The sequence below is a fragment of the Jiangella sp. DSM 45060 genome (assembly GCF_900105175.1).
Taxonomy (GTDB): domain Bacteria; phylum Actinomycetota; class Actinomycetes; order Jiangellales; family Jiangellaceae; genus Jiangella.
In genome coordinates this window covers 342,198-361,000 of sequence record NZ_LT629771.1, presented here as the reverse complement: position 1 = coordinate 361,000, position 18,803 = coordinate 342,198, and the positions used below count along the sequence as shown (strand labels likewise).

At 74.6% G+C, this 18,803-nt stretch carries 21 protein-coding genes; 9 read left to right on the top strand and 12 right to left on the bottom strand.

Annotation, left to right across the window (positions count from 1 at the left end; translation table 11 throughout):
* Positions 1-27: 27 nt before the first annotated feature.
* The 3 genes from BLU82_RS01765 to BLU82_RS01755 form a co-directional block, all read right to left on the bottom strand.
* Positions 28-1,092 (bottom strand): type IV toxin-antitoxin system AbiEi family antitoxin domain-containing protein, encoded by a 1,065-nt coding sequence (locus BLU82_RS01765; protein ID WP_092614795.1) that lies wholly within the window; start codon positions 1,090-1,092, stop codon positions 28-30.
* A gap of 211 nt (positions 1,093-1,303) precedes the next feature.
* Positions 1,304-1,843, bottom strand: a complete 540-nt coding sequence (gene purE, locus BLU82_RS01760) for a 5-(carboxyamino)imidazole ribonucleotide mutase (RefSeq protein ID WP_092614792.1) — start codon at positions 1,841-1,843, stop codon at positions 1,304-1,306.
* The gene (locus BLU82_RS01755; RefSeq protein WP_092614789.1) at positions 1,836-2,948 is read right to left on the bottom strand and encodes a 5-(carboxyamino)imidazole ribonucleotide synthase; all 1,113 of its coding nucleotides are present in this window, start codon (positions 2,946-2,948) and stop codon (positions 1,836-1,838) included. The genes purE and BLU82_RS01755 overlap by 8 nt, the downstream gene beginning before the upstream one ends.
* A gap of 223 nt (positions 2,949-3,171) precedes the next feature.
* On the opposite strand from BLU82_RS01755, the gene BLU82_RS01750 reads away from it, so the two are divergent.
* Positions 3,172-3,639 carry a GtrA family protein gene (locus BLU82_RS01750; protein ID WP_370246357.1) on the top strand — a complete coding sequence of 156 codons (468 nt, stop codon included), beginning with the start codon at positions 3,172-3,174 and terminating at the stop codon, positions 3,637-3,639.
* A gap of 123 nt (positions 3,640-3,762) precedes the next feature.
* Here BLU82_RS01750 and BLU82_RS01745 read toward each other — a convergent pair whose 3' ends face one another.
* Genes BLU82_RS01745 through BLU82_RS01710 form a run of 8 tightly spaced genes read right to left on the bottom strand, consistent with a single transcriptional unit; the run spans position 3,763 to position 11,578 of the window.
* Positions 3,763-4,698 carry a hydroxymethylglutaryl-CoA lyase gene (locus tag BLU82_RS01745; protein WP_092614783.1) on the bottom strand — a complete coding sequence of 312 codons (936 nt, stop codon included), beginning with the start codon at positions 4,696-4,698 and terminating at the stop codon, positions 3,763-3,765.
* A complete protein-coding gene (locus BLU82_RS01740) occupies positions 4,664-5,449 on the bottom strand; it encodes an enoyl-CoA hydratase/isomerase family protein (protein ID WP_092614780.1) in 786 nt (261 codons plus the stop codon). The genes BLU82_RS01745 and BLU82_RS01740 overlap by 35 nt, the downstream gene beginning before the upstream one ends.
* A gap of 22 nt (positions 5,450-5,471) precedes the next feature.
* Positions 5,472-6,194 (bottom strand): nucleotidyltransferase family protein, encoded by a 723-nt coding sequence (locus BLU82_RS01735; protein ID WP_092614777.1) that lies wholly within the window; start codon positions 6,192-6,194, stop codon positions 5,472-5,474.
* Between the two features lie 10 nt (positions 6,195-6,204).
* On the bottom strand, positions 6,205-6,609 hold the full coding sequence (locus BLU82_RS01730) for an NUDIX hydrolase (RefSeq protein ID WP_092614774.1): 405 nt from the start codon (positions 6,607-6,609) through the stop codon (positions 6,205-6,207).
* Entirely contained in the window at positions 6,606-7,628 is a 1,023-nt protein-coding gene (locus BLU82_RS01725) for an adenylate/guanylate cyclase domain-containing protein (RefSeq protein ID WP_092614771.1), read from the bottom strand. Before BLU82_RS01725 ends, BLU82_RS01730 begins: the two co-directional genes overlap by 4 nt.
* On the bottom strand, positions 7,625-8,134 hold the full coding sequence (locus BLU82_RS01720; protein WP_092614768.1) for a PH domain-containing protein: 510 nt from the start codon (positions 8,132-8,134) through the stop codon (positions 7,625-7,627). Before BLU82_RS01720 ends, BLU82_RS01725 begins: the two co-directional genes overlap by 4 nt.
* Positions 8,135-8,180: 46 nt before the next feature.
* Complete coding sequence (locus BLU82_RS01715; RefSeq protein ID WP_092614765.1) at positions 8,181-8,921, bottom strand: biotin--[acetyl-CoA-carboxylase] ligase; 741 nt, start codon at positions 8,919-8,921, stop codon at positions 8,181-8,183.
* On the bottom strand, positions 8,921-11,578 hold the full coding sequence (locus BLU82_RS01710) for a phosphoenolpyruvate carboxylase (RefSeq protein WP_092614762.1): 2,658 nt from the start codon (positions 11,576-11,578) through the stop codon (positions 8,921-8,923). Before BLU82_RS01710 ends, BLU82_RS01715 begins: the two co-directional genes overlap by 1 nt.
* Before the next feature lie 126 nt (positions 11,579-11,704).
* Between BLU82_RS01710 and BLU82_RS01705 the strand changes: the two genes are divergently transcribed.
* The 7 genes from BLU82_RS01705 to BLU82_RS01680 all read left to right on the top strand — a co-directional run bounded on the left by BLU82_RS01705 (position 11,705) and on the right by BLU82_RS01680 (position 17,630).
* Positions 11,705-13,291: an acyl-CoA carboxylase subunit beta gene (locus BLU82_RS01705; protein ID WP_092614759.1), complete on the top strand. Its 1,587-nt coding sequence runs from the start codon at positions 11,705-11,707 to the stop codon at positions 13,289-13,291.
* A 99-nt stretch (positions 13,292-13,390) separates the two neighbouring features.
* Positions 13,391-13,555, top strand: coding sequence for a hypothetical protein (locus tag BLU82_RS33920; protein ID WP_157740461.1), 165 nt, complete (start codon positions 13,391-13,393; stop codon positions 13,553-13,555).
* 69 nt (positions 13,556-13,624) lie between these two features.
* A complete protein-coding gene (locus BLU82_RS01700; RefSeq protein WP_157740460.1) occupies positions 13,625-14,620 on the top strand; it encodes a phosphotransferase in 996 nt (331 codons plus the stop codon).
* Complete coding sequence (locus BLU82_RS01695; RefSeq protein WP_092614753.1) at positions 14,617-15,573, top strand: T3SS effector HopA1 family protein; 957 nt, start codon at positions 14,617-14,619, stop codon at positions 15,571-15,573. Before BLU82_RS01700 ends, BLU82_RS01695 begins: the two co-directional genes overlap by 4 nt.
* Positions 15,570-16,577, top strand: coding sequence for a hypothetical protein (locus tag BLU82_RS01690; RefSeq protein WP_092614750.1), 1,008 nt, complete (start codon positions 15,570-15,572; stop codon positions 16,575-16,577). The genes BLU82_RS01695 and BLU82_RS01690 overlap by 4 nt, the downstream gene beginning before the upstream one ends.
* A 5-nt stretch (positions 16,578-16,582) precedes the next feature.
* Positions 16,583-17,137 (top strand): flavoprotein, encoded by a 555-nt coding sequence (locus tag BLU82_RS01685; protein WP_092614747.1) that lies wholly within the window; start codon positions 16,583-16,585, stop codon positions 17,135-17,137.
* Entirely contained in the window at positions 17,124-17,630 is a 507-nt protein-coding gene (locus BLU82_RS01680; protein ID WP_157740459.1) for a M50 family metallopeptidase, read from the top strand. The genes BLU82_RS01685 and BLU82_RS01680 overlap by 14 nt, the downstream gene beginning before the upstream one ends.
* On the opposite strand, the gene BLU82_RS01675 is transcribed toward BLU82_RS01680, so the two are convergent.
* Positions 17,599-18,240 carry a response regulator transcription factor gene (locus tag BLU82_RS01675; RefSeq protein WP_092614741.1) on the bottom strand — a complete coding sequence of 214 codons (642 nt, stop codon included), beginning with the start codon at positions 18,238-18,240 and terminating at the stop codon, positions 17,599-17,601. The genes BLU82_RS01680 and BLU82_RS01675 overlap by 32 nt on opposite strands.
* Positions 18,241-18,335: 95 nt before the next feature.
* On the opposite strand from BLU82_RS01675, the gene BLU82_RS01670 reads away from it, so the two are divergent.
* Complete coding sequence (locus tag BLU82_RS01670) at positions 18,336-18,803, top strand: hypothetical protein (protein ID WP_092614738.1); 468 nt, start codon at positions 18,336-18,338, stop codon at positions 18,801-18,803.

Genomic DNA, 18,803 nt, shown 5'->3' with positions numbered 1-18,803 from the left:
CCCCCACGCCCCGGAATCCGGCGGACGTCAGCGGTCCCAGCCGGCCGGCAGGACGACCCCCGACCGCACGGGCGACGGCCAGTCGGCGGGCTCGGGTTCCACCGCGCCTACTCCCGGCACGTGCTTCCACCAGCGAATCGGTCGCTCGTGCCGCGCGTTGTCGCGGAGCAGGGCGGCGAACCGTCCAGCCAGCTCGGCCCGGTTCCGCCAGGCGAAGTCCCACCCGAACCGGACGACGTCGAGGCCGATTCGCCGCAACCGCCACTCTCGCTCGCCCTGCCGCGCGACGATGCGGGAGGCGTCCGGACGGTTGTCGTACTTCAGCGCGCCGTCGGCCTCGAACGCGGCCCGGTGGTGGGGCCACAGCCCGTCGACCCGGTACTCGGGCCCGTCGGCGCCGACCCATGCGTTGCAGACCGGCAGCGGCAGGTCGAACTGCAGACACGCGAACCGCCCGAGCGTCTCCAGCGGCGACTCGGCCATCGGGTCGGCATACGCGGCCACCCATCTCGCTCGTCGAACGCCGGGCCAGTGCTCCATGTGCTCGATCGCTCCGCGCAGATCGACGCCCGCAGCGGCGGCAGCGTCAGCGGCGACAAGCGCGGGCAGGATCGGCCCAGCACGGGCCAGATCGGCCACCGTCCACGCCCTGCTCACGACCCGCACACCGGCGAAGCGACAGGAATGGCGCGGCGCGAGTACGACAGCTCGCAGCTCGCCGAAGGGTGTGTTCCGCACCGAGTGGCCTGCGCCGACCTGGCGGACAGCGCTGTGGCGTGACGGCGGCCGTCCGATGGTTGGAAGCCGCCACGTGACCGCGGCCGACCACCCAGACAGGAAGGAGGACGGACCGCAGTAGCCCGCGAACGCACGCGCGCCGAGCCGGAACTCGTCCCACTCGTCGACCGCAGCTGACGTGGCCATGGCGAAACAGCCGGGCATCAGCAAGGTCAGCAGTCCAGCCGCGCAGAGCCGGCGGAGCCGTCGTGGATCGACCCCCGCTGCCCGCGCGACGGCAAGCGTCACCACCCCGTGCTCACGCGCGATGAGCTCGGCGATGTCGTCGGGAAGTCGGCGCGGTCGTCCTGGCATTGGCCCAGCGTCGTCATCGGCGCGCCCGCACGACAGGGCCTGCAGCCGATTTGTGGACGATCGCCGAGATCCGGCGGCCCTGTGGATATCGGCAGACCTCACTCTGCCGATGTGCGCCTCACTCGCGTGGAGACCGTATGACGAGCCGTTCCCGGGCCCAACTGGTCCCCGGACGGGTGAGGTGTGCCAGACGCGGGTGAGGTCGGCTGGATCAGGAGTCGGCGTCGGACGCGAGGCGGGCGCGCAGGGCGGCGCCCTTCGCCGTCGCCGCGGCTTCGAGGGACGAGCGGAAGTCGTCGAGGCGCGCACGCAGGGCGTCGTCCGACGCGCCCAGGATGCGGGCGGCCAGCAGGCCGGCGTTGCGGGCACCGCCCACCGACACCGTCGCCACCGGCACACCGGCCGGCATCTGGACGATCGACAGCAGGGAGTCCATGCCGTCCAGGTACTTCAGCGGCACCGGCACGCCGACGACGGGCAGCGACGTCACCGACGCGAGCATGCCGGGCAGGTGAGCGGCGCCGCCGGCGCCGGCGATCAGCACCCGCAGCCCCCGCCCGGCCGCGTCGGCGCCGTAGGCCAGCATCGCCTGCGGCATCCGGTGCGCCGACACGACGCCGACCTCGTGCGGCACGGCCAGCTCATCCAGCGCCTCGGCGGCGGCGGACATCACCGGCCAGTCGGAGTCGGAGCCCATGACGATGCCGACCAGCGGCGCGCCGGACCCTCGTGCCGTCACCAGGTCACTCATCGATGTCCCCTCGGATGTAGTCGGCGGCGTGCCAGGCCCGTTCCCGCAGCGACTCGAGGTCGGCGCCGTACGCCGTCACGTGGCCGACCTTCCGGCCCGGCCGTACGCCCTTGCCGTACCAGTGCACCTTGAGTTCCGGGTCGCGCGCCATGATGTGGCGGTACGTCGAGTACACCTCGGGGAGGTCGCCGCCGAGCAGGTTGACCATGACGGTGTACGGGGCCCGCACGACCGGCGAGCCGAGCGGGAGGTCCAGGACGGCTCGCAGGTGGTTCTCGAACTGGCTGGTCACGGCGCCGTCGATGGACCAGTGCCCGGAGTTGTGCGGCCGCATCGCCAGCTCGTTGACCAGCAGCCGGCCGTCCGTCGTCTCGAACAGCTCGACCGCCAGCACCCCCACGACGCCCAGCTCCGCGGCCACCGTCAGCGCGAGCCGCTGCGCCTCGTTCGCGAGGTCGGGCGACAGCCCCGGCGCCGGCGCCACCACCTCGACGCAGATGCCGTCACGCTGCACCGACTCGACGACGGGGTACGCGACGGCCTGGCCGTGCGGCGAGCGGGCGACGACGGCGGACAGCTCGCGCGCGAAGTCGACGCGCACCTCCGCCAGCACCGGGACACCGGCCTTGAACGGCTCCTCGACGACCTCGGCCGGCGTCGACGGCGTGACCAGCCAGACGCCCTTGCCGTCGTACCCGCCGCGCGTCGTCTTCAGCACGACCTCGGTGCCGAAGGCCGCCACCTCGTCCGGCGACGCCACGATCGACCAGCGCGGGCACGGCACGCCCAGCGCCGTCAGCCGCGACCGCATGACGCCCTTGTCCTGGGCGTGCAGCAGCGCCGCCGACCCGGGCCGCACGAGCACGCCGTCGGCCTCCAGGGCCTCCAGCCACGCGGGCGGCACGTGCTCGTGGTCGAACGTCAGGACGTCGCATCCGGCGGCGAACGCGCGGAGGTCGGCCAGCGCCTTCTCGTCGCCGATGACGGGGTCGTTCACCACCTGCGCCGCCGACTCGTCCGGCGCCGCGGCCAGCACCTTCAGGCGTACGCCGAGGGCCACCGCCGCCGGCTGGGTCATCCGGGCCAGCTGCCCCCCGCCGACCATGCCCACCACGGGCCACGTCGCATCATCACCCACGGGCCACGAGCGTACGGCACCGGCCGTCCGGCCCGCCGCGACCACCTGCCGGCCTCATGCTGAGACGAACGATCACGAGCTGACCTGCGCAAATCCGGAGGGATATCCCGATCCGGGCGTTGTGCCTTACCCTGGGCGCGTGCTCGATACCGTGCCGCCGAAGCGCCGCGCCCCGCGATTGCCGGGCGCGGTGTCGCGACTGTGGTACGGACTTCACCACCTCGTCCGCGAGGCCGCCAAGTTCGCCACCGTCGGCGGCATCGGCTTCCTCGTCGACCTCGCGATCTTCAACGCGCTGCTCTTCTGGGGCGCCGACGGCATCGGCCCCCTGCACGACTCCCCTCTCTGGGCCAAGACCATCGCCGTCGTCGGCGCCACGTCCGTCACGTACACCGGCAACCGGCTGTGGACGTTCCGGCACCGCGCCCGCACCGGGCTGGCCCGCGAGTACACGCTGTTCTTCGTGCTCAACGGCATCGGGCTGGGCATCGCGCTGGCCTGTCTCGGGTTCTCGCGGTACGTGCTGGGGCTGTCCGGCCCGCTGGCCGACAACATCGCCGCCAACGTGGTCGGGCTGCTGCTCGGCACGCTGTTCCGGTTCTGGTCGTACCGCACCTGGGTCTTCCCGGCGCACCGGGTGCAGGAGCAGACCACCTAGCCACCGCCGCGGCCGATTCGGCGACTCTGTCGGTGCCCGCCCATAGGGTGGGAAGCCCTCCCAGCCGGGCGGGCCATGCACCCGGCCGCGAACGGCCGCCACTCAGCGCACGGCCGGACCGGCTCAGCGCACGGCCGGACCGGCGCGCAGCACCTGGGAGTCCAGCTTGCGGCCCACCAGCCGCTCGGCCAGCCCGGCCACCTCGATGAGGGCGGGCAGGTCGACGCCGGTGCGGATGCCCATGTCCTCGAGCAGGTACACGAGTTCCTCGGTGGCGATGTTGCCCGACGCGCCGGGGGCGTACGGGCAGCCGCCCAGGCCGCCGACCGAGGCGTCGAAGTCGTCGACGCCCAGTTCGAGCGCCGCGTAGACGTTGGCGAGGCCGGTGCCGCGGGTGTTGTGGAAGTGCAGGCCCAGCGGCAGCGACGGGTGCGCCTCGCGGGTCGACTCCACCAGCCGGGTGACGCGCGGCGGCGTGGCCATGCCGGTGGTGTCGCCGTAGGCGAGCGAGTCGACCCCCGCCGCGACCCCTGACGAGACGACCGACAGCACCCTCGACACCGGCACGTCGCCCTCGTACGGGCAGCCCCACGCCGTCGACACGATCAGCTGCAGGGTGCCACCGGCCGAGTGCACCAGCGACGAGAGAGCGGGCAGGTCGGCGAGCGACTCCTCGGTGGTGCGGTTGATGTTGCGCCGGTTGTGGGTGTCGGACGCCGACACGACGACCTCGAGCTCGGTGAACCCGGCCGCGAGCGCCCGCTCGGCGCCGCGCACGTTCGGGACGAGCGCGGAGTAGCGGATGTCGGGCGAACGGCGGACCCGCGACCACACCTCGTCGGCGTCGGCCATCTGCGGGATCGCCTTCGGGTGGACGAACGAGACCGCCTCGATGCGCCGCAGGCCAGTGCGGCCGAGCGCGTCGATCAGCTCGACCTTCGCGTCGGCCGGGACGGGGTCCTCGTTCTGCAGGCCGTCGCGCGGGCCGACCTCGCGGACACTCACGCTGGAGGGGAACGTCACGTCACTCACCTGGCCAATCCGGGCGTCGCTTCTCATTGAACGCCGCGACACCCTCCTTTCTATCCCCGCTGAACGCGGTGGCCCGCCAGGCGGCGTCCTCGATGTCGAGCGCGGCCGCGAGCGGCGCGTCGAACCCCTGCCGCATGGCCCGCTTGGCGCTGCGCACCCCGACGGGAGAATGCGCGGCGATCGACGACGCCAACGACACGGCGGAAGCCCGCGCCGAGCCGGCGTCCACCAGCCGGTCGACCAGCCCCAGCCGGTAGCCCTCGGCGGCGTCGAGCCGCCGGGCGGTGAAGATCAGGTCGGCGGCCCGGTTCCAGCCCAGCCGCCGGGTCAGCAGCTGGGTGCCGCCGCCCCCAGGGATGACGCCGACGGACACCTCGGGCAGCCCGAGCACGGCGGACTCGTCGGCCACGATCAGGTCGCAGCACAGCGCCAGCTCCAGCCCGCCGCCCAGCGCGTACCCGTGCAAGGCGGCGACGACCGGCACCGGCAGCGAGAGCAGGTCGGTGAACATCTCCCGGAACACCAGCCGCTGCGCCCGCAGGCCGTCGTCGTCGATGGAGTTGCGCTCCTTGAGGTCGGCGCCGACGCAGAACGCCTTGGGCGCCGACGACGTCAGGACGACGGCGCGGACGGACGGGTCGGCGGCCAGCTCCGCCGTCGCCGCGGTCAGCTGCCGCGCGAACTCCGTGGAGATGGCGTTGTGCGCCTCGGGCCGGTCGAGGACCAGCTCCGTGACACCCGGGACGTCATCGTGCCGGTTGATCGTCACACTGCCCATGGGGCACACCCTAACGGGCGGCTCAGTCGCCCAGCCGGGACCGCAGCGCCGCCAGTTCCTTCGCCGCCTCGGAGAGGTCCTTCGCGGTGTCGATGGCCCGCCAGTACGTCTCGATCGGGTACCCGGCCAGCAGCCGCTGCTTGGCCAGCGACGGGAACGTGGTGCGCTCGTGGTCGCCGACGTCGGGCAGGAGGTCGAGGATGCGCGGCGAGAACACGTACACGCCGCCGTTGATCGGGTACGGCGACGGCGGCGACTCGACGAAGTCGGTGACGCGGCCCAGCTCGTCGAGCTCGACAACGCCCCACGGCATGCGCGGGCGGGCCAGCGCGATGGTGGCGACGGCCTGCCGCTCGAGGTGGTACGCCGTCATGGCGCGCAGGTCGAACCGGGTCCAGATGTCGCCGTTGAGCGCGTACCAGCCGTCGTCGGGCGCGGGCAGCTCCTTGCCGGCGTACTTCAGCCCGCCGCCGCGGCCCAGCGGCTGTTCCTCGACGACGGTGCGCACACGCACTGGCAGCTCGCGGGAGTCGAGGTGGGCCAGCAGCACCTCGCTCAGGTGCCCCGCCGACACGACGACGTCGGTGACGCCGGCCTCGGCCAGCCAGTCCAGCTGGTGGTCGATGATGCACCGGCCCGAGATCTCGATCATCACCTTCGGGACGGTGTCGGTGTACGGCTTGAGCCGGGACCCCTGCCCACCGGCGAGGATCACCGCCTGCCGCACGGTCGCTCCGGTCGTCATGCCGCGGACCCTACCCGCCCGCCGGCGGGTCCAGCACGCCGCGCAGCAGGTCCGGGTACCGCGGGTCCGGCAGCCTCAGCTCGAGCGCCTCCGCCAGCGTGACCCAGCGGACGTCGTCGTGCTCCTCGGGCGCGTGGTTGGACGGCGTGCCGGTCCAGCTCAGCAGCTGGACGAAGGTGATGTCCTCGTCGCGCTCGACCCAGCGGGCCAGCTCGCGGTGCGCCGGCCCGGCGTCGATGCCGAGCTCCTCGCCGCACTCGCGCCGCGCGCACTCGGCGGCGGTCTCGCCGTCCTCCAGGTGGCCGCCCGGGAAGTCCCAGACGTCGGGGTACCACGTGCGGTCGGCCCGCCGGTGGCACATCAGGACGCGGCCGCCGGCGACCAGCACCGCGACGGCGACCCGGTGCTCGATCACGCGGGCGCCTGCGGGTCGCGGCGCGGCGTGACGGTGAAGGCGTTGACGACGCCGAGCCCGCGCACCGTGGTCGGCGGGAGGGCGCGCAGCGCGAACGCCGGCGCCGCGGCCAGCTCCTTCGCCGTCACGTCGTCGACGAGGACGGTGTTGCGCTCGGCCAGCGCGGTCAGCCGCGCGGCGAGGTTCGTCGGGGTGCCGAAGACGTCGCCGAGCCGGGCCACGACGGGACCGGTCGCGATGCCGACCCGGATGTCGGGGAGGTCGCCGTTCTCGCCGATCTCCTCGACCAGCCGGCAGCCGATCTCCGCCGCCGTCTCGGGGTCGTCAGCGGTGAACACGACCTCGTCGCCGAGGGTCTTGATGACCCGCCCGCCGGTGCCGAAGATGACGTCGTTGGTGGTGGCCTCGAACTGCTCGACCAGCTGGCCCAGCTCGTCGACGCTGAGCCCGCGGGACAGCCGGGTGAACGACACGAGGTCGGCGAACCCGACGGAGGCGGGCGCGGCCAGCAGCGGGGCGTCGCCGATGCGGCCGATCGCGACCAGCCGGTTCACCGACGCGGCCAGCTTGCGCCGCCACGCGTAGATGAGCAGCCGCTCGAACTCGGGCAGCAGCTTCTGCGCCACGAGGTAGGCCGACGTCAGCCGGCTGCCGGTGCCGTGGCCCGCGGCCTCGTTGTCCTCGATGATCTCGGCCAGCGTCTCGACGTGCCATTCGGCGAGGCGGCCGGTCATCCGGCCCAGCGCCCGCACCATCTGCACGGCGGTGGCCTCGTCGACGACGTCGTCCTGGATCAGCTCGGTGACGCCGCGCAGCGCCTCCATGTCCCAGACGGTGAACGCCCGCTCCTCGCCGACGTCGGGGAAACCCAGCGCCCGCCAGTACCGCGTCACCTCCTCGACGCTGAGCCCGGCACCCTCGGCGATCTGTTCCCGCGTGTAGCGGCGGGACGCGCCGAGCAGCAGCCGTTCGAGCTCGTCGGTGGTGGGCTTCCGCGGCGGTTCGGGCGGCAGCGTCACGTGCGTTCGTCCAGGTCGTGCGCCTCGCGCACGAGCTCGCTGAGCCGCAGCTGCACCTGGTGCACCCGCGGGACGTCGTGCAGGCGCACCTGGCCCTGCTCGCTGGCGGCCGACACCACGAGCGTGCCGCAGCGCAGCATGCGGTCGGTGAGCTGCATCTCGTACGCGACGTCGTTGATGACGGTGTGCGGGATGTCGCGGCCGGTGCGGGTGATGATGCCCTGGCGGGTGATCAGCCGCTCGCTGGTGATGGTGTACGTGGTGGTCAGCCAGGTGAGGAACGGCCAGATGACCCACGCGCCCAGCGCCACGACGGCGACGATGACGATGGCCCAGCGGCCCACCGTCCCGATCAGCTCGTCGTCGGGCAGCGCGCCCAGGCCGAAGCCCACGCCGGCGGCCAGGACCAAGAGCACCAGCACCGGCACGATCAGCGCCTTGACGTGCGTGTGCAGGTGGTAGATGACCTGTTCGTCGTCGCTGAGGTGTTTATCGGAGAACCCCATGGCGTGCATCCTGGCACGTCGCACCCGTTCGCGAGAACAGGCGCTCTCACCGCGGACGCAGATGGACGACGTCACCGGCGCCGACGGCCACGGGGGAACCGCCCGCGGCCGGCGCGATCAGCAGCCGGCCGGCGTCGTCGACGGCGGCCGCGCGGCCCTCGACGGTGTCGCCGCCGGGCAGCTGGGCCCGGACCTCGCGGCCGAGGGTGTCGCAGCGGGCGGAGTAGGCCTCGGCCAGCCCGGACGCGGACGGGTCGCCCTCGGCGGCGCGCCAGGTCTCGTAACGCGCGGCCAGCCCGGACGCGACCGCGTCGAGGACGGCGTCGGCCCGCGCGCCGTACGGCGCCAGCGACACCCCGCCGGGCGGCAGCTGGTCCGGCGTCTGCGCGACGTTCAGCCCGATGCCGACGACGGCGGCCGGGCCGGACGGCGTCTCGACCCGCTCGACGAGGATGCCGGACAGCTTGCCGCCGTCGAGCAGCACGTCGTTCGGCCACTTGAGCACGGCGACCGCACCCGCCGCCGCGTCGACGGCGTCGACCACGACCACGCCGGCCAGCAGCGGCAGCCACGACCACCGCGGGTCCGGCACGCCGTGCGGCCGGAGCAGGAACGACATCGCCAGCGACGTGCCGGGCGGGGCCTCCCAGCGGCGGTCCAGCCGGCCGCGGCCCGCGCTCTGGTGCTCGGCGACGACGGCGTAGCCCTCAGCCGCGCCGGACCGGGCCGCGGCGGCGACGTCGGCGTTCGTCGACCCCGTGGTGGCGACCCGGTGGACGTCCCACATCAGCCGGTGTTCTGCAGGCCGGCGGCGACGCCGTTGACGCTGATCTGCAGCAGCCGCCGGGTGGCGGCCTCTTCCGCCGAGCCGGACTCGACGTCGTCGCGACGGAGCGCCCGCAGCGCCCGGACCTGCAGGTACGACAGCGCGTCGACGTAGGGGTTGCGCAGTGCGACGGCGCGGCCCAGCACGTGGCGGTCCTCGAGCAGCCGGCTGTGCCCGGTGACGTCGAGCACCCAGTGGGTGGTGAGCGCGTGCTCGGCGAGGATGCGGTCGGTCAGCTCCGGCCGGTCGCCGAGCGCGAGGTAGCGCGCGGCGATGCGGCGGTCGGACTTGGCCAGCGACATCTCCGCGTTCTCCATCATGACGGTGAACAGCGGCCACTCCTCGTACGCGCGGCGCAGCACGTCGAGGTCGCCGACGGCGGCCAGGCCGGAGCCGAGGCCGTACCAGCCGGGCAGCGTGACGCGGGTCTGCGACCACGAGAACACCCACGGGATGGCGCGGAGGTCGTCGAGCGACGACACCGTCAGCCCGCGCCGGGCCGGCCGCGAGCCGATGGGCAGCGAGCCGACCTCCTCGAGCGGGGTGACCCGGGCGAACCACTCGGGGAAGCCGTCGGTGCGGACGAGCGCGTGGTAGGCCTCGCGGGCCGCGGTGTCGAGCACCGACGCGACCGGCGAGAACTCGACCGCGGCCGCGCGGGCCCGCTCCTCGACCGCGGGCGTCGACGCCAGCAGGACGGCGGACGCGACCTGCTCGATGTGGCGGCGCGCGATGGCGGGGTCGCCGTACCGGGCGAAGATGACCTCGCCCTGCTCCGTCAGCTTGAACCGGCCGTCGACCGAGCCCGGCGCCTGCGCCAGGACGGCCCGGTTGGCCGGCCCGCCGCCCCGCCCCAGCGCCCCGCCGCGGCCGTGGAACATCGTCAGCGTGAGCTCGTGCTCGTGCGCCCACGCCGTGAGCCGGTCCTGCGCGTCGTACAGCGCGAGCGTGGCCGACACCGGGCCGACGTCCTTCGCGGAGTCGGAGTAGCCGAGCATGATCTCGAGGCGCCGGCCGGTCTGTTCCAGCCGCGACCGCACGTCGGGCAGCTCGAGCACGCCGTCGAGGATGTCGACGCAGGCCGCGAGGTCGGCGCCGGTCTCGAACAGCGGCACGACGTCGAGCGCCAGCGGGCGGCCGTCGAGGGCGTGCCGGGCCAGCTCGAACACGGCGGCGACGTCGTCGGAGGACTGCGTGAACGAGACCACGTAGCGGCGGCACGCGTCGGGGCCGAACCGGGCCTGGATCTGCGCCATGACCCGGATGGTGGCCAGCACCTCCTCGGTGCGGTCGGACAGCACGCCGCCGGCGCGGATCTCCTCCAAGGCCGCCCGGTGCACGGCGCTGTGCTGGCGGACCTCGAGCTCGGCCAGATGGAACCCGAACGACTCGACCTGCCAGATGAGGCCCTGCAGCGCGCCGTAGGCCTGCCGCGCCGCGCCGGCCTCGGCCAGGCTGGCCTGGACGGCGCGCAGCTCGGCCAGCAGCTCGCCCGCCGCCGCGTAGGCGAGGTCGGCGTCGCGGCGGCGGGTGGCGGCGATGCGGGCGGCCGCGTAGAGGACGGCGATGCGGTGCGGCTCGTTCGGCGAGCGCGACGCGAGCTCGGCGTACAGCTCGGGCTGCGCGGCCTGCGCGTCGGCCAGGATGCGGCGCAGCTCGGTGGCGGCCGGTGTGCTGCCGGCATCGAGCGTCAGCCCGCGCCCGACGGCGGTGGCCGCCGCCTCGAGCGCCCTGAGCACGTGGTCGGACTGGATGGCCATGGCCTGACGGGTGACGGCGCTGGTGACGTGCGGGTTGCCGTCGCGGTCGCCGCCGATCCAGGAGCCGAGCCGCACGAACGCCGGCACCTGCGGCGCCGCGACCGTCTCGGCGCCGCCGGCCAGCGCCATCTCGGCCCGCCGGTACACCTGCGGCACGACGTGGAACAGCACGTCGTCGAAGGCCGACATGGCCGTGCGGACCTCGTCGAGCGGGCCGGGACGGTCGACCCGCAGCGGGGCCGTGCGCCACAGCACGTCGATCTGCTCGAGCAGGTGCCGCTGCGTCTCGGCGTCCTCGGACGCGCCCAGCCTGGGGTCGTCGCGGCGTTCGAGCAGCTGCGCGATGCGCCGGATGGACGTGACGATGGCGCGGCGGCGCGCCTCCGTGGGGTGCGCCGTGAGCACCGGCCGGAACTCGAGGCCGTCGAGCAGGTGCTTGGCCTTGTCGTGCCCGGCGAGGCGGGCGACGTCCTCGACCGCCTTCGCGACGGTGCCGGCCAGCGGGTGGTCGGCGCGGTCGCCGGCCCGCAGCGAGCGGACCCGGTGGTACTCCTCGGCGGCGTTGACCAGGTGGAAATAGACGGTGAAGGCGCGGGCGACCTCGTCGGCGCGGTCCAGCGACCACGACGCGACCAGGTGCTCGGCCTGCGAGGCGGCGTCGTCGGCGACCGTCTGGTCCTCGTGGTGCGAGGCGATGGTCAGCTCGCGCAGCCGCTCGACGTCGGCCAGCAGGGCGTCGCCGCCGTACTCACGCAGCACCTGGCCGAGCGCGTCGCCGAGCTGCCGGACGTCGGCGCGCAGCCGTTCGGGCATCTCGAAGCGCGCGGCTTCGCGGGATCCGGTGGCAGTGGAGGCCATGCGTCCAGCGTAGACAGCGCACATGGAACGCAGTGGGCGCGCCCCACAGTGCGAGACGAGAGTCACTGCAGGCTGCGAGGACGTGCTCTACCCTGCTAACGCTCCATCCGACGACGGAGGCACGACATGACGACGCACGACGACCCGGACATCCACACCACCGCGGGCAAGCTCGCCGACCTGCGGCAGCGGATCGACGACGCCGTGCACGCCGGCTCCGGCGGAGCGGTCGAGAAACAGCACGCGCGCGGCAAGGGCACCGCCCGCGAGCGCATCGCGATGCTGCTCGATGACGGCTCGTTCGTCGAGTTCGACGAGCTGGCGCGGCACCGCTCCACCGCGTTCGGCATGGCCGCCAACCGCCCCTACGGCGACGGCGTCGTCACCGGCTTCGGCACCGTCGACGGCCGCCAGGTCGCGGTGTTCGCGCAGGACTTCACCGTCTTCGGCGGCAGCCTCGGCCAGGTGTTCGGCGAGAAGATCGTCAAGGTCATGGACTTCGCACTGAAGACCGGCTGCCCGATGATCGGCATCAACGACTCCGGCGGCGCGCGCATCCAGGAGGGCGTCGTCTCCCTCGGCCTCTACGGCGAGATCTTCCGCCGCAACGTGCACGCGTCCGGCGTCATCCCGCAGATCTCGCTGATCATGGGCCCGTGCGCCGGCGGCGCCGTGTACTCGCCGGCCATCACCGACTTCACCGTCATGGTCGACCAGACGTCGCACATGTTCATCACCGGCCCCGACGTCATCAAGACCGTCACCGGCGAGGACGTCGGCTTCGAGGAGCTCGGCGGCGCCCGCGCGCACAACACCCGCAGCGGCAACGCCCATTACATGGCCGGCGACGAGGCCGACGCCGTCGACTACGTCAAGGCGCTGCTGTCGTACCTGCCGCAGAACAACCTCGACCCCGCGCCGTCGTTCGCCGGGGTGGAGGCGTCGCTCGAGCCGAGCGAGACCGACCTCGCGCTGGACACCCTCGTCCCCGACAGCGCCAACCAGCCGTACGACATGCACGCCGTCATCGAGGCGGTGCTCGATGACGGCGATTTCCTCGAGGTGCAGCCGCTGTTCGCCGCCAACATCATCGTCGGCTTCGGCCGCGTCGAGGGCCAGTCCGTCGGCGTCGTCGCGAACCAGCCGCTGCAGTTCGCCGGCACCCTCGACCTCGACGCGTCGGAGAAGGCCGCGCGGTTCGTCCGCACCTGCGACGCCTTCAACATCCCCGTCCTCACCTTCGTCGACGTGCCCGGCTTCCTGCCCGGCACCGACCAGGAGTGGAACGGCATCATCCGCCGCGGGGCCAAGCTGATCTTCGCCTACGCCGAGGCGACCGTCCCGCTGGTCACGATCATCACCCGCAAGGCCTACGGCGGCGCCTACGACGTCATGGGCTCCAAGCACCTCGGCGCCGACGTCAACCTCGCCTGGCCGACCGCCCAGATCGCCGTCATGGGCGCGCAGGGCGCCGTCAACATCCTCTACCGCCGCGAGCTCGCCGACGCCGACGACCCGGCCGAGCGCCGCGCCGAGCTGATCACCGAGTACGAGGACACCCTCGCCAACCCCTACATCGCCGCCGAACGCGGCTACGTCGACGCCGTCATCGAGCCGTCGCGCACCCGGGTCGCGGTGACGCAGGCGCTGCGGGCGCTGCGCACGAAGCGCGAGACGCTGCCGCCCAAGAAGCACGGCAACATCCCGCTCTGACGGGGACATTGTCCCTGGAGGCAGGGACGGCGGGCCAGCCAGCGTGGTCTTCAGCCGGGGGCGAGAGGCGCTCCCGGACTGGAGAACAGGAGTTGCCACATGTCCGCTCAGAACCTCTTCGGGACCCCCGCCGAGCAGGCCGCGCTGTCGGCCGACGTCGCGGAGCGGGCCGAGACCACCGAGGACGGTCTCGCCCCGATCGTGATCGCGTCGATCATCTACTGCCCGTCGATCATCGCGGCCAGCTACGGCTTCAGCTGCTGATCCGGTCCGTTCCCGGTGGCCGCCGGGGTCTCGTGCCCCGGCGGCCGTCCCGTCCCACGGAGGATCGCCGTGACGATCATCGACGACCCGCTGCTCGCCGCGCTCGCGCGGACCGGCCTCGCCGCGCCTGACGACGTCCGCGCCGTCCGTCACCTGCCCGGCCGGGCGCTCTGTTCCCAGGTGGACCTCGCCGACGGCCGCCTGCTCTTCGTCAAGCGGGCCCGGCCCGGCCGGCCGGCGGTGACGGGCGAGGCAGGCGTGGTCCGCGCGTTGGACACCCTGCCCGGGACGGCCGCGATCGCGCCGGAACTGCTGGCCGTCGACGACGCCGGATCGGCCGCCGTGTACCGCGGCTACCAGGACTGGCGCGCGCTGACGGACTGGCCGGACGTCGGCCCGGACGTCGCGAGGGCGATCGGGGCCGCGCTGGCCCGGCTGCACGCCGTCCGGCCCGAGACGCACCCCGTCGACGCGATCGCGCCCACCGGCCCGTTCGGCCGGCCGACGCTGGACTGGGCGGCCGTGACGCCGGCCGCGCTGGCGGCGTTCCCGTCCGGGTTCCGCGAGGTGTGGGCCCGCGCCGCCGACACGCACGCCGTCCTCGACCGGCTCGCCGCGCGGTGGCGGCCGAGCGCACTGATCCACGGCGACGTCAAGCACGACAACGTCGTGGCCGACGGCGGCCGCGTCGTGCTGCTCGACTGGGAGACGGCCGGCTGGGGCGACCCGCTGTGGGACCTCGGCAGCCTGGTCGGCAACCTCGTCCAGCTGTGGCTGCACACGCTGCGCCTCGCCCCGGGCGGGACGCTGGAGTCCTGGCTGTCGGACGCGCCGGTCCCGCTGGACGAGTTGCGCGCGCGGGTCCGCGCCGCGCTGAGCGCGTACCCGCCGCTGGCACCGGCCGACCGCGGGCTCGTCGCCGCCCATGCCGGTGTGTTCCTGCTGCAACGTGCCCTGGCCGCCGGCCTGCTGGCCGAGCGGCTCGACGCGCCGAGTGTGCTCACGGCGCACCTCGCCACCCAGCTCCTCACCGATCCCGACCGAACGGCGCCGATGCTGCTATGACCACGACCGACCTGCTCGACGCCGTCCACCGGGTCGAGCTCCTCGACCACGACACCGCGCGATGCGGCGACCGCACCGTCACGGCCGCCGGCCTGCACGCCGCCGTGTACGACCACCTCTACCTCGGCCGAGACCACGACCCCGCCGCGACGCCGGACCGCCGGCTGCCCGCCGACCGTGAGCACCCCGCGTTCGTCGCGGCCCTGCGCCGGGCCGACGGAGGACGGCGGCGCTGGCAGCCCGGCTGGCGGCTGGACCGCGCCGACGGCGACCGGCTGACGGTGGTCGGCACGGACGACGGCGTGCGGGTCACGGCCCGTCCGGACGAGGTCCGCCCGGCCGGCGACGGCGTCGAGGTGGCGTTCCCCGCCGAGCGCCGCTTCGTCTCGCCAGGCTTCTACCTGACCACGGGCCTGGCCGGACCCGGTTCGGGCCCGGTGCTGCGCTGGTACCTGAACACGACGGCGGACGGTGCGGCGGCGCTGCTGGGTGCGCTGGTGGGTGGCCTGGACGCGGCCGGCCTGCCGTTCACCGTCAAGACGCTCAACGACCCGGCCGCGCATCCACGGCCTGACGCGCTGGTCCTCTACACCCCGCGCGGCGACTCGGCCGCGACGGCGCCGGTGGTGCGCGCCGCGCTGGCCGCTCCCGGCGTGCGGCTGCGACCCTCGGTGCCCGCGTTCACCCGGGCCGTCGCACCCGGCGTCGCGGTCGCCGACGAGCCGGCCCGCACGGCCGCCGGCGCGCTCAGCTTCGGTCAGCATCGATGCCTGCTGCTGGTCCGGGGCGTGCTCGCGGCCGGGGCGGGCGCCGGTGTCGCGGCCCGCTGGGACGGCGTGCGGGCGGAGTTCACCGCCGCCGGCCTCGACCCGGACCGGCCGCACCTCGGCCCCGGCGGCGCCGAGCCCGACCTCGGCGCCGGCGTGCTGGCCGGCGCCGGAGGGCCGCGATGAGCGCCAACCCGGCCGGCCCGGCGGCCGCAACCGTGCCACCCGCGCTCGCCGCCGGCCTCACCGCCGCCGGTGTCCCGGTGCTGGCGGACGCGACCGTGCTGGCCGGGCCGCTGCTCGCCCGCTGGTCCCTGACGACCGTGGCCGGCGGCCACCTCTGGGCCGACGTGCCGGCGGAGCGTACGACGCCCGCGGCGATCGTCCGGGTGCCGCGGCAGGACGGTTCGGTGCGGATCGGCGTGCCGATCCCGCTGTCCGGCGGGGCGGTCGCGTACGAGGTGCCCTGGCGGCCCGCGCTGCTGGCGGCCACGATCACCGCGGCCGGCCCGCGCCACCCGGCCGGGCCAGACCTGGGCGCCGGCCTCGGCCGCGCACTGCGCGCCCTGCACGACGGCCCCGGCGCCGTACCGGCCGCGGAACCCGCCGCGCTCGCCCGCGTCGACGCCACCGGCACGCTGGCCCGCACCGACGACCGGCTGGCTGCCGCGCTGGCAGGGGTCCGCGCCGGCTGGCACGCGCAGCCACCGGCGCCGCTGCACGGCGAGCCGTCGACCGGCCATCTCCTCGTCGCGCAGCAGCCGGCGGCGGACGACGCGGTGCTCGCGGTCGTGACCGGCTGGACCGGGCGGGCCCGCGGGCCGGCGTGGTTCGACGCCGGCTACCTGATCGGCGATCTGCTGGAGATCGCGCACCTGCTCCCGGCGGACGGCCACCGCGCACCGGCCGAGCCCGCCGGGGCGGCCGTCCACGGGTCCCCTGGGGGGCGGGACCCGTGGACCAGGGCCGCACTGTTCGGACTCGCCGCGGCGGTACGACGCGGGTACGACGGCGACCGCCCGAGGCCTGCGGCGTTCTGGCGGGCGGCCGCGGACGCCGCCGCCGTCAAGGTCCTGGACCACGAGGCCCGGGTGAGCGCCGCGTTCGGGGCGCGGCCGGAAGCGATCGCCGTCCTGACCGGCCTCGGCCACGCGGTCCTCGACGCGGCCACAACACTGACAGGGAGTTGAGGGAGATGGACTGGCTGAACCGGCGGATCCTGCTGGGCATCGGCGGCTCCGTCGCCGCGGCCACGATGTCGCAGACCGCGGCGGCGTTGCGACTCGGCGCCGGGGCGCGGCTGCGGGTGGTCACCACCCCCGCGGCCGAGCTGTTCGCGACGCCGCTGCCGCTGGCCGCGGCCGCCGGCCACCCGGTCTACTCCGACGGACGGACCGGCGACCTGATCGTCCCGCACGTCGAACTGGCCGCCTGGGCCGACCTCGTGCTGGTCATGCCGGCGACGGCGGACCTGCTCGCCGAGGCCGCCCTCGGGCTGGCCCCGAACCTGCTCACGACGGTGCTGCTGGCGGCGACCTGCCCGGTCGTCATGGTACCGGCGATGAACGCCGCGATGTGGGCGAAGCCGGCGGTCCGGCGCAACGTCGCCACGCTGCGTGCCGACGGCGTCGGCGTGCTCGACCCGGTCGACGGCGTCTCGCTCGGCGACGGCTCCGTCGGCCCGGGCGCGCTGCCGGCGCTGCCGCAGGTGCTGGCGTTCGCCGCGGAGGCGTGCCGTGTCGCCGGCTGAGCGGACCCGGGTCGAGGTGCGCCGGGCGGTGTACCTGCAGCTGGCCGCGGTCGTCGCCGTCGCCGCGCTGCTGGCCCGCGATGACGGCGTCGCGACCGCGCTGGCCCGCGGGGCGGCCGCGGGCGTCGTCGCGCTCGTCACCTGTGTCGCGCACGAGGCCGGGCACGCGCTCGCGGCCCGCGCACGCGGCCTGCGGGTGCACACCGTCGTCCTGCGCGGGCTGCTCGACGCCGGCACCGTCCGCTCGGTGAGCCCCGGACGGCGCACCGAGGCGCTGGTCTGCCTGGCCGGCCCGGCCGCGTCCGTCCTGCTCGCGCTGGCCGGGTTGGCGGTCGTCGCGGGCACGCCGGACCACTGGCGGCTGGGCCGGTTGCTGCTGGTGCTGAACGCGTTCGTGGCGCTGGCCGCGCTGACCGCCGGCCCGCGCAGTGACGGCGCCCGGGCGCTGCGCGCCTGGCGTACTACGGGACCAGACCGTGTTCGCGCACCATGAGCGCCGCCTCCAGCCGGTCGCGCGCGCCGAGCTTCGTCAGAAGCGACGACACCTGGTTGCGGACCGTCTTGTCGGCCAGCGACAGGGCGCGGGCGATCTCGGCGTTGGACCGGCCCTGCCCCATCAGCGTGACGATCTGCAGCTCCCGCGGGCTGAGCCGGTCGAACGGGGCGGGCGGCGCGGCAGTGGCCGGACCGGCGCCCAGCACGGCGGACCGGTCGAGGTTCGGCCCCAGCACGAGCCCGCCGCCGGCCACGGTGCGGATGGCGTCAACGACGACGTCGGGGTCGGTCTCCTTGGCGAGGTACCCGCCGGCCCCGGCGGCCAGCAGCGCCCGCGCCCGCCCCGGGTCGACCGTCATCGTCAGCACGAGCACGGCGCAGTCCGGCGCCAGCCGCTCGACCAGCCGGCCGCCGTCGCCGTCAGGCAGCGCGAGGTCGACCACGGCGACGTCGGGACGGTGCTCGCGGGCCAGCTCCAGACCGCGCGCGACGGTGTCGGCCTCGTGGATCGGGCCCGCCCACGGCTGGGCGCCGAGCAGCGCCCGCAACCCGCGCCGGACCACCGGATGGTCGTCGACGAGCAGCACGGTCAGCGGGTCGCTCGCCATGACGCCGAGCGTAGCGAAGCCGGCGGACGTTCTGTCACGACCGTCCCACTAAGGTGCACTTTCAGCCCGCCCGCGATCATGAGGAGCGACCCATCGTGACCAGCACCGACCCATCCCTCGTCGACCTCGGCGACCTCGTCCTGGCGATCTCCGCCGACCACACCTTCCTGCACGTCGGCACGGTGGAGGCGATGCTCGCGCACTTGCCCGGCGGCCACGACGACCATCCGGACGAGCGGGTCGTCGAGCTGTACGACGCGGCGGGCCGGCGGCTGTGGCCGGTGGTGACCGCGGAACTCGTCGTCACCGGGTTCGTCCCCGGCGCCGGGCCGGGCGACCCCGACGCCGTCGCCGCCCGGGTCGCGACCGCCCTCGAGCTCGCCCAGCAACGGCTCACCGCCGACCCCGATCTCGGCCGCCAGCAGTCGCTGCCGACGGCCACCGAGGTGCCCCGGCCGAAGGGGTCGCTGGCCGACGTCCTCGGCGCGCTGAACGACGAGCTCGACGTGCGTCCCGGGCCGGGTCACCGCGCCGGGTGGTTCCACAACCTGTTCCACGTCTGA